A 14,276-nucleotide genomic window follows, 5' to 3' on the forward strand; every position below is an offset into this window, starting at 1 on the left:
GCAACGAGACACATCAGTCAAGAACCGACCCAGATGCGCAGCTCTATCGCAAAGGCAAAACGGCCAGCGAATTGCGGTACATGGGCCATACGCTGACCGATAACCGGCACGGCCTGGTGGTCAACGCGCGCGTGACACGCGCCGACGGGCATGCCGAGCGCGAAGCGGCCAAGATCATGATCCACGACGCACGGCAAGCGGTGGAGGACCCGAACGTAGAAATTACGTTGGGTGCAGACAAGGGTTACGATGCCCAGGAATTCATCGAGGCGTGTCAACAGATGAAGGTCACACCGCATGTTGCGCAAAACACCTCGGGGCGACGTTCGGCAGTGCCCGATACGATTGCCTCGAGCGCGGGCTACGCCATTTCGCAGCAAAAGCGCAAGTTGATCGAACAAGGTTTCGGCTGGGCCAAGACCGTGGGACGCATGCGCCAGGTGATGGTGCGCGGGTTGAAGAAGGTGGACCAGATGTTCGTGTTGAACATGGCAGCCTTCTACAACCTCGTGCGCATGCGATCGCTGGCACAGTTCCGTCCATAGTGGCGGGGAAAAGGCGCCAATGAGGCCAGAAGTCGGCCTCACAGCGCTTTAAAAAGGTGGATTCGCGTTGAAATTGCACAATGCGAAAGATTTAGCGGCAGTGGGCGCGCAAATCGTGGAAGGCCGCTTCCCGTCGAGGGGTATTTCCGCAACCTGCTAACCCACCCTTCTGCAGTTAGGGAAGTCAATGCTGGAAGATCCACTGGTCGTGCTCGTCGAGCGCTATTGAGCTCACAGGCAATGAGATGGACAAGAGAACAATGAAGAGTCACACGCTTGCAATGGCACATGGATCAAGGTGCTGGCGTCGTGACCCGACGCAAACGCGCGGGCGCGACGAGGTTTCTGACCCGATGAAAATTCCATCGTTGTCACCGCCCTTAAGGTTGACCCAGAGCACATTGTCGGATCTCAGGTATAGCACCTCCATTTTCACACTATCGACACAACTATCCATAGCCCGCGTCAGATTGCTAAAGACATCAATTTTACTTGCTTGATTCCGCTACAGGAGATTGCTATCGTCGATTGCATAGACATTCCGGCGCGGCATTTTCTACTGACGAGCAACACGTTATCGGCAACGAATCATAGGATCTCGACTTGTTCTATCGAGATGCGTGCGTCATTCCCGCCATCATCGTCTTTCGCCTCGATGCATTGCCATTACAGGAGAGGAATCCATGAAAAACTACGTCACATCTTCAAAAGTTCCATCGCCGACCGTCGATCTACTGTATGACTATGCTCCGTTTTTGGAGCGGGGCGCATCTGTAGGGGCAATCGGAACGCTTTCCTCGGATATCGCAAGTCCACGCGTTGCTATCGTGGGGGCAGGCGTCAGCGGCCTTGTGGCCGCGAACGAACTGATGCGAGCAGGTGTAGGCGACGTCACTGTGTTTGAAGCTCGCGATCGCATTGGCGGCAGGTTGTGGTCACAGCCGTTTGATTCAGAGCACCCAGATCTCATCGCCGAAATGGGCGCAATGCGGTTTCCTCCAAGTGCGACCGGTCTTTTTCATTACCTTGAGCGGTACGATATTCCCACCACAGCATCGTTCCCCGATCCTGGAGTCGTTGATACGGAACTACATTATCGCGGCGTTCGCCATATCTGGCCGGCCGGAAATCCGCCACCGCCTCTATTCAGGCGTGTACACGAAGGCTGGAGAGCTCTCTTGCAGGATGGATGCGTGATCAACGGCACATCTCTCGTCGCGCCGGCCGAAATTACGGCCATGTTGAAATCGCAGCGCTTCAATGAGGCATGCGCCGCGTGGCAAACATGGCTGGATTTATTTCGCGACAGTTCGTTCTATGCCGCCATCGTCACCATTTTCACGGGTGCTTGCCCGCCTGGAGGTACTGCTTGGGAAAGGCCGTACGACTTCGAGCTGTTTGGATCTCTTGGGATTGGCTCGGGTGGTTTTCTCTCCGTTTATCAGGCCGGATTCACCGAAATTTTGCGTCTCGTCATTAACGGTTACATGGACGATCAACGCCTCATCTCGTGCGGAATTTCAACGTTGGCTGAACGTATTGCAGACGAGAATATTTATGGAAGCACCGTCGCCGAACGGGTTCGCTTCAGCGGCGTCGGTCGCATCTACAAAGAAGGTGCAGAGATCAAGCTCGTGACCGACAATAACGAAATTGCGACCTTTGACCGGGTGATCGTCACCAGCAACAACAGGGCGATGCAGATGGTTCATTGCTTGACAGATGACGAAACGTTTCTCAGCCGCGACGTGTCCAGAGCAGTCAGAGAAACACACCTGACCGGATCGTCAAAGCTCTTCATGCTCACCCGAGACAAGTTCTGGATAAACAAGAAACTGCCCGTCACCATCCAGTCTGACAGCTTCGCACGAGGCGTATACTGCCTTGATTACGAACCTCACAACCCAGATGGTCGGGGTGTGGTTTTGCTCAGCTACACTTGGGAGGACGACGCTCACAAGTTGCTGAGTGTTTCAGACAAAAAAGAGCGGTGCGAGTGCTTCGTCGACGACCTGTCTACCTTCCATCCAGAATTTGCGCGTCACCTCGTCCCTGCAGATGAGGACTATGAACGCTGCGTCCTCCATCATGACTGGCTGACCGATCCGCATTCGTCCGGCGCCTTCAAGCTCAACTACCCAGGTGAGGATGTCTATTCGCAGCGTCTGTTTTTTCAATTCCAGACGGCAAACGATCCAGCAAGCGATACTGGGCTCTACTTGGCAGGATGCGGCTGTTCTTTCACCGGTGGGTGGATTGACGGAGCCGTGCAGACAGCGATCAACAGCGCATGCGCCGTTATACGTAGCGTCGGGGGTGATCTTTTACCTGGCAACCCTCTTGACGATATACGCAGTGCCTACTGCTACTAATATCGCACTCCCCGACCTCCCACGTGCAAAATTTCATGCATTTTCAAAACACTCTTGAATCGCTTTGCGACGTCATAAGGTCTGGAGCAGTTACAGCGGAAGAGATCCGGGATCGCGCACTGAACGCCGACGCTAACCAGACACATCTAAACTGTTTCATACGTGCTCGCAGCCCGGAGGCGCACTTCGCGAGAGCGAGGGACAATCTGAGAGGCACGCCACTCTACGGCATTCCTTTTTCTACAAAGGACAATATCTGCGTCAAGGGACTCCCTGTAACCGCCGGGACACCGGGCATGGAAGATTGTATAGCCACACGCGACGCACTTGTGGTCAGAAAGCTCAAATCCCTCGGCGCCGTCGTCGCCGGCAAGAACAACATGCATGAACTGAGCTTTGGAATCACGTCCGTCAATCCCCATTGGGGAACCGTGGGCAATCCGGCGGCTCCGGGCCATTTGGCCGGCGGAAGCAGCGGCGGCTGCGCCGCAGCTGTGGCAGCGGGTATTGTCCCGATGGCGATTGGAACCGACACTGGCGGCTCGGTGAGGATACCTGCGGCCTTTTGCGGCATAACGGGTTTCAGACCAACAAGTGGCCGTTGGTCTTCAGCCGGGATCATTCCGGTTTCACGCACGAAGGATTCACCGGGCCTCCTGACGCGAACGGCAAAAGACGCTTTGTTTCTATACGACTTGCTGAGCTCCGATAGCCAAATCCCGTCAAAACAAACAAATACTCGCTGTCGACTCGGTCTTCCACGCTCCATGTGGGATGACTTGGATGATGATGTTCGGATGCATTGCTGGCAGGCGATCAGGCGTCTCACTCGCGCAGGCTTTCAGTGCGTCGACCTCGATGACGAGGTTGTTTCCGAATTAAATAAGTTCGGCACTTTTACCATTCCAGTCTACGAATTTTTTACGGACTTTCCGCGCGCACTGCTCTCGTTTGGATGGGGAAGTAGGGTTAATGCTGTGTTCGACAACATTCATGACAAGTGCGTGAGGAGCATCATTCACCAACACCTTGACGGAAGTCTGATCTCCGCGAAAGACTATACCGCCGCAGTACAGAACATTAACGCTTTGCGGCTACAAATGAATGCGCTGCTCAACGCCCAAGGGATCGATTTTCTCGCTTATCCCACTGTCCCGCGCAGCACTCCTCACGTTAGCGATGCACAGCGTCCAGGACTGTTCGCAGACGTAATACGCAACACCGACCTCGCCAGCAATGTCGCAATGCCCTCCATTACGTTGCCTGTGGCGCCGAACGATGCATTACCCGTGGGATTAAGCCTTGATGCCGCACGCGGCCAAGACCGCCGGCTCCTCCTGATGGCAGCCGCTGTGGAAGAGATTCTTGCTTCGTAGCGTACGCGACTTTCAACCGCGCTGGCGCTGGACTTCCAAACGCTCACGCACTGCTCGGAGGTAAGCAATCCATGCAGATTTCGTCGCAAAGAATAAGCATGCTTTTTGACGCGGGTAGCTTTGTGGACCATGATCCAAGAGCGGACGCCCACTTCCTCTGCGGCGAGGGACTAATCAATTCGGTCAAGTCGTTTCTGGTCATGAATCGTGGACAAGACTGTATGTTCAAGGGATCCGGACAATGGCGTACCGCCGAGCAAATCATAAGCACAGTGAATCAGGCCCGGGACCAGCGGGCTCCGTTGATCTACATTCAGGATCATCCGGGAGAGGTGGGCAGTTTCGATACAACGAAAGTAATCTCGTCGGATATGTCGAGACTGCTTTTGTCTCCAGCAGGCATGGGCAGGGTCAGCGCGTCGCTTGCAGAGTTCGCAGAAGCCAATCTGCTGATCTCCGCAATACTAGGACCGACGTCAGGCCCGTTGGCTCTTCCGATTATGCTCGCCGATCTGGTGTTGATGACTGAGAAAGGGGCTCTATGTATGGGCCGTCCGGATATGGTGAAGGCGATGCTGGCTGAGCAGTCAGATCTGTATTCGCTTGGCGGAACAGACGTTCACAGCAGGGGCTCGGGGTCAGTTCAACTCGCGTTCAAGGATGAACGCCGTTTATTTGAATGCGTAAGAGATTTTCTACGCTGCCTCGTCAAAGACACAGCGCTTGAATATGAGGAACCCGACGCCGTCGATTTTGAAAATCTGATTCCGCCCAATCACCGCACCCCCTACGACATGCATCATTTGCTGCTCTCTTTTGTCGACAAAGGCAGCTTCACTGAAACAAACGCCGAATACGCACGAGAAGCACTGACGGGCTATGCGCGCATTAAGGGACATTTCGCGGCAATCGTGGCAAACAACCCGCGATTCAACAGCGGCGCCATCCACCGGAAATCCGCGGCCAAGATGGCAAAGATGATAAACATTGCTGCAAAGACCAGCATGCCAATCATCTTCCTTGCCGATGTTCCCGGGTTCATGATAGGCAGGGAAGCTGAAAATAGCGGCATATTTTTGGCAGCAGCGGAGTTGTTCAGAGCACATGTCAGATGCAACGTACCTAAGCTACTCCTTGTCGTCCGAAAAGCCTACACCGGCGGTGTGTATGCGATGAGCGGCCCCGGATTCGATCCAATAGCCGTGCTGGCGTATCCGCAGGCGCACATCGGCGTTTTTAGCGCGGACACGATGAGCAAAGTGATGTCTGGTGCTGAAGGCGCTATTAAAGACACTATGCGAAAGCTATCGGACGAGATCCAGAATCCAAATCTCTTGAAGGCTGATGGCCTGATTACAGACGTAATAGAAATCGAAACAACTAGACAACAGGTTGTCAGATATCTGTTTCCGACGTGACACGGTCTGTTCCTCACGGAAGATTTGAGCGTACGGCCGCGCGCAATGGCGCCTCGAAGAGGACCATTTTGCACCATCAAAAGCCCTCAGGAAGTTTGAGCAAAATCGAGGCTCTGACGATGCGCAATCAGCCATACCTGATCGTTTACCTCTACATAGAACCGGACTGCCGCCGCAGAATTTGGAAGAAGGTCGCAGAAACTCAGGTGCTCACGTGAAGTTGCGCGCCTGCGCCTTACTGCCATCGCGACGTTCCACGTACGTTGCCATGCCCGAGTTCCTGCATCGTGTCGGTAATTTGCGCGCTTGTCCCTGTTTCACCCGATCGTCTGTCGGGGACAACGTGGCGAAGACCGTCGCGCGTGCCAGCGAATTTGCTATCAGCCGCTAATCGTCGGCGTTGTCAGTCCAGCACCGGGACTTCTGACATTACCGCCTCGAGTGGCGTTGTTGCATAAATCTGGCTGCGACATGCTGACGTTTACGCGCAACGCCGTACGGGCGTGGCTCTGTTAACAGTTCGGTTTCCTGCGTACATTCTCGATTTTTGCCGAGAAGATGCGCAAGGACACGAGCAGCAAGCAATCGAGTTCGAAAGCCGAATACCGCGTCAAGAACTGGGCGCAGTACAACGCAGGCCTTTCGCCTGCCACTGCGCGCACTCCAAGGGTTCGCGCTCAGCCTGGGCAGCTTGCCTTCCCCGGCTTGCCGGTGCCGCCGCGCGCAGACCCTGAAGGTCGCGCTGCCAGTGCTGCACACCGGCGAGCCGTTGCACCTCGTCGTCGATAGTACTGGACTGAAGGTCCACGGCGAAGGCGTGGAAGGTCCGCAAACACGGCTGGTCCAAGCGCCGCACCTGGCGCAAGGTCCATCTGACGATGGACGCGAACACCGGCCAGATTTGCGCCGCGCTGATGACGCATCAGGACGAGGGAGATGGCGAAGTGCTGCCCGATTTCCTCGACCAGATTCCCGCTGACGTGGCGATCGACACCGTTGGTGGCGACGGCGCCTACGACACCAGGCCTTGCCACGCGCAGATTGCCGCGCGCGCCGCTACGCCGTCTATTCCACCACGCGAGGGCGCAATGCCCTGGCCTGACAGCACGCCCGGTGCGGCGTGGCGCAATGCGGCCATCGATGCAATCGCCCAGAGCAGCAGGAGCGAATGGAAGCAAGAGAGCGGCCACCACCGGCGCTCGCTTGCAGAGACCCTGATGTACCGCCTCGAGATACTCACGGGCCCCTGCCTGTGGGCGCGCGCGATCGGCTCCCAGGCGACCGAGGTATCGATTCGTGCAGGCGTGCTCAACCGCATGGCGGCGCTCGCCCGCCCGCAGTCCGTTCGTATCGCCTGAGGTTGAAAACATGGAGGCCACTTCGTCCCTATGCTCGATTTATCGAGTACACCACTTAACTGGTCCCATAGAGGACGCCTTACAAGCGATCGTCGGTTCTTTCGTACCTCGCCATCCGCTCAATTATGATGTAGGACTATATCGGTGCGGCAGCCAGGAAAATCAAATCGTTAAATGCCAGCTGTCGTTTCTCGCGTGTCCCAGTGCCCAGATGCCCCTGAGAGACGAACTCGCCGCTGTGGGTTTCGTGCCACGCCAACCCCACTGTGGCGGTATAGGAATGACGGTCGACCGCGATCAGATTGCCGTCGTGTCGTAGAAGAGCAGGGTCGGTGAACAGTGTGGCAATCAACTCTTGCAACAAATCAGTTGTGGCTGAATGCCGCCAGTACTTACGACTGAGGTGCAAACGGCATTTAGAACGCGGATGCTTCCGATCCAAACAATCAATTTTCACAATGGCGCGAAGCGATGCATACTAAAACCTGCTGTGTACTCGTCACTGTTATGGTTTGAAGTACTACGGTCCTGATGTTGCTTGACCTGCCAGGTGCAACCCGTGCACTACCGCCCGCACTTCCAATGGCATGCCGAGCCGGCATTTATAGGATGCGCTGGGCCAAATAGTTTAGGACCTGTGAACCGACAGCTGTCAGGCGGCTGACTGGCCAGTACCGCTTTTACCTAGGCTCGCGCATAGAGCGCCGATTCGCCGGAGCAAATGAATGCACGTTGTCGATATTGATCAGATGGCCCTGTTCTTCGTGAACTCATTTGAGCTCGTGATGGTCTTCGCTAACGTCTGCGTCGTACTCGAGCTGATCTTCCCGGCCTACCGCTACAGTTTTTCGTCATACATTCGGGGCGTGCGGAACTGGATAATCCGCATCGGTTGTGGTGCATTAATCTGGCACCTTTACGCTATGGGGCTGCGATGGCTAGGGGTGAAACCACTCCTGACAGTCGATTTTGGGGCGTTGCTCCATTCCGGCAACACGATCGCCGGGGTGTTTATGGCGGTTTTTTCTGGCGTTCTGGTTGCAATTGCCGGCGACTTCTTTTACTACTGGATGCACCGCGCGCAGCACGCAATTCCGTTCCTGTGGCGCTTACATGCGACTCATCACTCGATCCGCGAGTTGACTGCATGGAACTGTAATCATCACATTTCCGAACCGATTGTTTACGCGATGTTTGTAGCACTGCCACTCGCGCTAATCCACTTCAAGTCCGGTGTCGTGCCCGCGGTTGCCATGACGCTAATTAGCTTTCAGGCGCATCTTTCTCACTCCAGCACGCGTGTGAATCTCGGGCCGCTCCGATACATCATCGGCGATAACCAGTTTCACCGCATTCACCACTCAATGGAATCGCATCACCGGCACCAAAACTATGGATTCTTCACCACCATCTGGGACACAGTTTTTCGCACTGCATACTGGCCGGAAAAAGAGGAATGGCCGGAAGTGGGTCTTCGCAACCAACCGGAACCGCATACGGTTCGCGACTACGTTCTGTTCCCGTTTGACCAACGCCGCTGGTTCCGACCGGCAATCAAAAGTGGCAAAAGGAATGAATGACTGACTGACAGTTCGGCAATGTTACGGCTCATATCGCCGCTAAAAGCCAAGGGAGACCAATCTCGACTGACATCATCGACCCTATAGGAGACAGCAACCCTATGCAGCGAATGCCATTCCTCGCCGGCTGTGCCGCCACAGCTTTGATGGTTTGCAGTGCAGAAGCACAGGCCCAGACTTGGTCTGCAACTTCGCCCGAAGCCTCGTCCTGCTATCCGTCCGATCTCCTTTTTGCTTCTAGCTCCTACGGAAGCTACACGTTCAACAATGACGTCTGGTCGCCCTGTCAAGGCGTCGCTGCAGGCAAGCAGACGATCTGGGCCAACAGCAACCTTGACTGGGGCGTCTCTTCAAATCAACCCGACACCGGCCACATCAAGTCCTATCCACACATCGGATATGCGGTCAACAAGTCCCTCAGTTCGCTTAAGTCGCTGACTGCTGTCGTCTCAGCGATCACCCCTTCTAGCGGCGCTTGGGAATCGACCTTCGATATCTGGGCCGGAAACAACGCGCATGAAATCATGATCTGGCTCAACTATACCGGATCCCCTGATGGCTGCGGCAACGTTAAACCGATTTCCGCGAACTGGACGTTTTCCGGCTGCGCTATCCCAATTCAGAAAGATGTCCAGCTGTCGGGCGCTTACTGGAATGTCTACGTGGGCAGCAATAGCAGTAACACGGTCTATTCGTTTCTTCGCACAAAAAAGACCGACCACACCACGCTCGACGTGCTGGCATTCATGAATTACCTCAAGTCGCGGAATTATTTCGATGATGTCGTACTCGGCGATGTTCAGTATGGCTTCGAGATAACGTCGTCGCCTGGCGGTCTGCCTTTCGCGTCCAAAAACTTTTCCGTCACCGCGGAGTAATATCGGCGCCTCCCGTGCTCGCGTGTATATTTATATCCGCTGGTAATGCAGAATTCTCGGAACCGGTCAGCCGGGATGGCCGTCGTTCTTCCCAACGGCGAAAGTTTGATTGACGTCAAGCTATCCGTGCGGTGGCGCAGGAGCAGGGTAAGCGACTCGTGCCGGCCGTTATAGACGGCGGCTGAGGGCGACATCAAAGTGATGCCCATCATTTTCAATCTGATGGGCATCACTGTGACAGAGTCTGCGGAGAAGAAACCGGGTGTTGCGGCTCATATTTTCTGCTAACGGTGTTCACAGAAGCGCTAAGGAAGGTCTGCAAAAGTCCTGGAGTTGACGCTTGGGTCGACTATCCTGGGAGAAGGCAGGTTTAAGGGGTTCCTCGATGACACAGCCCGGACTTGGTCTGGATCTTTCAACGAAACGTACGCGCAAGCGGGAATTTCTCGATGAGATGAGACGGGTTGTGCCATGGTCGAGGTTGATGGCTCTGGTGCAAATAGGCGATCTGCACGAGATTTTTCTTATATAGAGGACACCTTACAAGCAGACAGGACGGCCTCCCAGACTGCGAGCGCAGTGGCATCTTTGAGGCCGAGCTTCGCGAGACCGAATTGTCCCTTGCGAAGGCGTTGTTGCAAAAATCAGGCGTAAAGACGACATGACCTGTGTGCTCTCAATCTCAGGCGATACGGACGGACTGCGGGCGAGCGAGGGCTCCCATGCGATTGAGTACACCCGCACGGATCGACACCTCGGTGGCTTGCGAGCCAGTCGCGTGCGCCCACATACTGGAGCCGGTGAGTACCTTGAGCCGGTACATCAAGGTCTCGGCGAGCGATCGCCGGTGGTAGCCGGTCGCCTGCTTCCATTCGCGCCTGCTGCTTCCTTCGATAGCAGCAATAGCTGCATTGCGCCAGGCGGCGCCAGGCGTGCGATCTGGCCACGGCTTCGCTCCCTCGCGCGGCGGAATCGACGGGCTCGCGCCATCGCCGCCGATGGTATCGATCATCACGTCAGCCGGAATCTGGTCGAGCAGATCAGGCAACACTTCGCCATCGGCTTCGTCCTGATGGGTCATCAGCGCGGCGCAGATCTGGCCGGTGTTCGCGTCCATCGCAAGGTGGACCTTGCGCCACGTCCGGCGCTTGGACCAGCCGTGCTTGCGCACTTTCCACTCGCCTTCGCCGTTACGCGCAAGAGACAAAAAATGGACATCAGCCAGAGCCCTGCAAATACTGGAATCAGCAGGCTGCCGGATGTCCATAAAGTCAGCAGAAAAATGGACACAACCACCGTTGTTAGCGGCGGTGCAAATCCGGCACTAACCGGCGGCGCAAGGTTGAGTAAAAGCGTCTACGACCAGGGGACCGCTATCGCCCCCTGTTGTTGAGTGATGGTCGTCAGAATGGATCGTCGCCGTTGCTCGGGTGAGGGATCACGGGAGGAGCACGTTGCTCATGTAGCCGTTCGTGCAATGCGAACTGATAGTGCATGCAGATTCGCTCGCGTAGATCGTCGATGAGTTCGATGACGGCGAGTGCCTGATCGGCGGTCCAGTTGTCCGGAATCGGGAAGTCGAGCCCGCTGGTGATTCCGGAAGGCAGAGGATGGCGCGTCATGATGGCCTCTTCTCGGTCTTGGCTGCGCCACGTTTCTTCGTGCGTTGCTCAGCGCGTTCACGCGCCTCCTTGACACGATAGGATTCGCCCTCGATCACAACGACTTCTGCGCGATGCACCAGGCGGTCAACAAGGGAGACGACGCAAGCCGCGTTCGGAAACACCTCATGCCATTCTCCAAATGGTCTGTTTGTCGTCACCACGGTCGACGTGACCCCGTACCGCCGGCTGACGAGTTCGAACAGCAGATCGGCGTGGCGGTTCGAGTACGAGAGGTAGCCGACTTCATCGTCCACCAGGACGTCGGGTGAGGCATAGCGGTTCAGCCGGCGGCGCAAGGCCGAATCGCTGTCGAGCGCGGCCAGTTCGCCGAGCATCTGGCCGGCGGTAGTGAACAAGGCCGTGTGGCCATGTACGATGGCCTGATAGGCGAGATTGAGCGCCAGTGTCGATTTGCCGACGCCGTTCGGACCGGTCAGCACGACGTTCGCAGTGTCCTTGACGAACTCGAGCGACATCAACTCTTCGACGACGGCGCGATCACACCGCCTGGGCCAGGCCCAGTCAAAGTCGCACAACGGTTTGAAGCTGCCCAGATGGGCATCGCGGATGCGTCGCTCCAGAGAACGGCGTCCGCGCTCGTCCTCTTCCCATTGCAGCAATGGCCTGAGCCACGGCTGGGCTACCACATCGGAGCAGTCCGTACAGGCGCAAGGCGTGCGCACGGTTTTGCAGATCGTCAGGCGCGCTCATCGGTGTCTCCCGCGATCTGGTCGTAAATGTCGAGGCGATGAGGTGTTACCAGCGCGTCCTTCTTGCGCACGTGTTCGGGCATTGGGACGGCCAGCGGCGGAGGCAGCTTGCGTGCCTCGCGCCGGCGCTCCAGTGCCAGACGGACCGGATTCGGATGAGGTGCCGCGCCACTGGCGAGGGTCTCCTCAATGGCCGCCTGCAGCTCGGCGGCGCCATAGCGGTCCAGCAGGCGCAGCAGATTGGCTGTGATGTTGCCGAGATTGCCGCCGAGTTCAGCGGCGCGCAGCATCAACGCCTGGCTGGCCGGCGCCGCGCGGGCCAGATGGTCGAGACCGCGATGGTGACGTGCCTCGCGTTTGCATGCAACGAGGGCATCAATGTGTTCAGCAATCTCGATCTGTGCGCCGCGAGCGTAACTTCGCACCGACGAAGAGGTCGTCTGGCAATGGGTGGAGAACCCGTACTGGCAGGTGTTCACCGGTGAGACTTATTTGCAGACCGAACCTCCGATCGACCCGTCGAGCCTGACGCGCTGGCGCAAGCGTCTGGGAGAAGCCGGGGTTGAGGAACTACTAGCCGAGACGATCGAAGCAGCCAAACGTGCCGGTGTGATCAAGGCTGCAAGCGTGAAGCGCGTGATTGTAGACACCACGGTCATGGAGAAGGCGATTGCCTATCCAACCGATTCGCGATTGCTCGAGCGGTGTCGCGAACATCTGGTGAAGGCGGCGGCGCGGCACGGACTAAAACTGCGGCAGAACTACAACCGCGAGGCACCGCATCTGGGACTGCAGATCGGCCGCTACGCTCACGCGAAGCAGTACAAACGCATGAGAAAGGCATTGCGCACGCTGCGTTCGCGCGTTGGGCGGGTCATGCGCGATGTGGAGCGGCAGGTCGTCCAGGTGGCAGACTCAGGCTGTGCTGCCCTGCTGGAACTGATCGGTCGCACGAAGCGCATCCTGGCGCAGAAGCCGAAGGACAAAAACAAGCTCTACGCGCTTCACGCACCGGAAGTCGAATGTCTGGCGAAGGGCAAAGCACGCATACCCTATGAATTCGGCGTAAAGGTTTCGATCACGACGACCCACAAGGAAGGTCTGGTCGTTGGCATGCGCTCGATGCCTGGCAATCCGTACGACGGACACACGCTGGCTGAAGCACTGGAGCAGGCGGCAATCCTGTGCGACGCCACACCAGAAGTGGCCATCGTCGACCGCGGCTACAAGGGTGTCACCATCGACGGCGTGAAGATCTACCACCCGGGATTGCGCCGGGGTATCACACGCCGACTACGCGCAATGATCAGACGGCGCAGCGCGATCGAGCCAGCTATCGGCCACATGAAGACCGATGGGAAGCTCGACCGGAACTGGCTAAAGGGGGCGCTTGGCGATGCGATGCACGCCGTGCTGTGCGGCGCAGGTCACAACCTGCGCATGATCCTCAGGAAGCTGCGGCTTCTTTGCGCCTTAATTCTCGCTGCCTTATTCAACTGTTTCATTGCCGCCGACTTGCCCGCGTGACGCCGACGGCACGAGAAACGAATTATTCAGGGGCAACTCACTAGCCCTTCACCACCATCAGGTTGGGCAGGCAGGGGACTTTCACCCCCAAGCTGTTGCGCACGCATGCTCGGCGCACAAAAAAAGCGGGCCCGGAGCCCGCTAAAAACCACACGCTACGAGGTTAGCGCGAGGGGACCACTGGAGGTTCGGCCTCGCGAAGCTCGGCCACAAAGATACCACTGCGCCCGCAGTCTGGGAGGCCGTCCTGTCTGCTTGATGAGTTACCCTCTATATAACAACAATCTCGTACAGACCGCCTATTTGCATCAGAGCCTTATCCAACGTGCAAAGCCGGCGCCAGTTTTGTCGCACCAGCGTCGAATTGTTTCGTAGCTGATGACAATACCGCGGTCCAACTGCCAGCGCACGGTTCAACTGACGACGATCGCCGGGAAGCGGTGGCTGCGATAAAGCGATTGGTAACCAGCATCGCCGGATGTTACCGGACTCAGTCCGCAACGAGTGACAATGCCCTCTGTCGCGGTGGGTTGTTCCAGTCCTGTTCCAAAGGGCTCTGGTGCAAATAGCGCGGGGGCGAATCGGTTAAGGTGTCGGGCTGAACTATTGAGAACCGACGATGAGCAAGCTGAAGAGCCTGGACGAACTGTTTGCAGGCCGTCACTTTGACCGCGATGTGATCATTCTGTGTGTTCGCGGGTACCTGCGCTACAAGCTTAGCTTGCGCGATCTGGTCGAAATGATGGCGGAACGGGGTCTGGCGCTGGCCCACACGACGATCCTGCGCTGGGTGCGGCGCTTTGCGCCGGAGTTCGTCAAACGGTGGAATCGCTTCGGCAGGCCCACCG

The 14,276-nt window shown here is 56.9% G+C and carries 10 protein-coding genes and 4 pseudogenes; 10 read left to right on the forward strand and 4 right to left on the reverse strand.

The genetic code is table 11. The features are described 5' to 3' along the window. The 8 genes and pseudogenes from M3A49_RS40495 to M3A49_RS40530 all read left to right on the forward strand — a co-directional run. On the forward strand, positions 1-545 hold a 545-nt coding region (locus tag M3A49_RS40495), incomplete at its 5' end, for a transposase (protein WP_266233777.1). 683 nt (positions 546-1,228) lie between these two features. Next, positions 1,229-2,917 (forward strand): NAD(P)/FAD-dependent oxidoreductase, encoded by a 1,689-nt coding sequence (locus tag M3A49_RS40500; RefSeq protein WP_266233778.1) that lies wholly within the window; start codon positions 1,229-1,231, stop codon positions 2,915-2,917. A gap of 35 nt (positions 2,918-2,952) precedes the next feature. Next, entirely contained in the window at positions 2,953-4,293 is a 1,341-nt protein-coding gene (locus M3A49_RS40505) for an amidase family protein (RefSeq protein WP_266233779.1), read from the forward strand. A 71-nt stretch (positions 4,294-4,364) separates the two neighbouring features. After that, positions 4,365-5,711, forward strand: coding sequence for a carboxyl transferase domain-containing protein (locus M3A49_RS40510; protein ID WP_266233780.1), 1,347 nt, complete (start codon positions 4,365-4,367; stop codon positions 5,709-5,711). Between the two features lie 558 nt (positions 5,712-6,269). Further along, positions 6,270-7,069 (forward strand): annotated as a pseudogene (locus M3A49_RS40515) (IS5 family transposase). Positions 7,070-7,794: 725 nt separating this feature from the next. Beyond that, complete coding sequence (locus M3A49_RS40520) at positions 7,795-8,649, forward strand: sterol desaturase family protein (protein WP_266233781.1); 855 nt, start codon at positions 7,795-7,797, stop codon at positions 8,647-8,649. A gap of 101 nt (positions 8,650-8,750) precedes the next feature. Continuing rightward, complete coding sequence (locus M3A49_RS40525) at positions 8,751-9,527, forward strand: GH12 family glycosyl hydrolase domain-containing protein (RefSeq protein WP_266233782.1); 777 nt, start codon at positions 8,751-8,753, stop codon at positions 9,525-9,527. 385 nt (positions 9,528-9,912) lie between these two features. Beyond that, positions 9,913-10,023: pseudogene (locus M3A49_RS40530) on the forward strand (IS5/IS1182 family transposase); the annotation flags it as partial. Between the two features lie 186 nt (positions 10,024-10,209). Here M3A49_RS40530 and M3A49_RS40535 read toward each other — a convergent pair. The 4 genes from M3A49_RS40535 to M3A49_RS40550 form a co-directional block, all read right to left on the reverse strand. Continuing rightward, positions 10,210-10,794, reverse strand: coding sequence for a transposase (locus tag M3A49_RS40535; protein WP_266233783.1), 585 nt, complete (start codon positions 10,792-10,794; stop codon positions 10,210-10,212). Between the two features lie 136 nt (positions 10,795-10,930). After that, on the reverse strand, positions 10,931-11,149 hold the full coding sequence (locus M3A49_RS40540; protein WP_266233784.1) for a hypothetical protein: 219 nt from the start codon (positions 11,147-11,149) through the stop codon (positions 10,931-10,933). After that, entirely contained in the window at positions 11,146-11,811 is a 666-nt protein-coding gene (gene istB, locus M3A49_RS40545) for an IS21-like element helper ATPase IstB (protein WP_416339113.1), read from the reverse strand. Before istB ends, M3A49_RS40540 begins: the two co-directional genes overlap by 4 nt. Positions 11,812-11,888: 77 nt before the next feature. Further along, a complete protein-coding gene (locus M3A49_RS40550) occupies positions 11,889-12,380 on the reverse strand; it encodes a hypothetical protein (RefSeq protein WP_266233785.1) in 492 nt (163 codons plus the stop codon). On the opposite strand from M3A49_RS40550, the pseudogene M3A49_RS40555 reads away from it, so the two are divergent. Further along, a pseudogene (locus M3A49_RS40555) lies at positions 12,325-13,428 on the forward strand (IS5 family transposase); the annotation flags it as partial. The gene M3A49_RS40550 and the pseudogene M3A49_RS40555 overlap by 56 nt on opposite strands. A gap of 619 nt (positions 13,429-14,047) precedes the next feature. Beyond that, positions 14,048-14,276, forward strand: a pseudogene (locus M3A49_RS40560) (IS6 family transposase); the annotation flags it as partial.

This window comes from Paraburkholderia sp. CNPSo 3076, assembly GCF_026343935.1.
In the GTDB taxonomy this organism is placed as follows: domain Bacteria; phylum Pseudomonadota; class Gammaproteobacteria; order Burkholderiales; family Burkholderiaceae; genus Paraburkholderia; species Paraburkholderia nodosa.

Bases quoted from the DNA above. Each gene is read 5' to 3' on its own strand.
- M3A49_RS40500 (WP_266233778.1), top strand. From the start codon at position 1,229: ATGAAAAACTACGTCACATCTTCAAAAGTTCCATCGCCGACCGTCGAT.
- M3A49_RS40505 (WP_266233779.1), top strand. From the start codon at position 2,953: ATGCATTTTCAAAACACTCTTGAATCGCTTTGCGACGTCATAAGGTCT.
- M3A49_RS40510 (WP_266233780.1), top strand. From the start codon at position 4,365: ATGCAGATTTCGTCGCAAAGAATAAGCATGCTTTTTGACGCGGGTAGC.
- M3A49_RS40520 (WP_266233781.1), top strand. From the start codon at position 7,795: ATGCACGTTGTCGATATTGATCAGATGGCCCTGTTCTTCGTGAACTCA.
- M3A49_RS40525 (WP_266233782.1), top strand. From the start codon at position 8,751: ATGCAGCGAATGCCATTCCTCGCCGGCTGTGCCGCCACAGCTTTGATG.
- M3A49_RS40535 (WP_266233783.1), bottom strand. From the start codon at position 10,794: ATGGACATCCGGCAGCCTGCTGATTCCAGTATTTGCAGGGCTCTGGCT.
- M3A49_RS40540 (WP_266233784.1), bottom strand. From the start codon at position 11,149: ATGACGCGCCATCCTCTGCCTTCCGGAATCACCAGCGGGCTCGACTTC.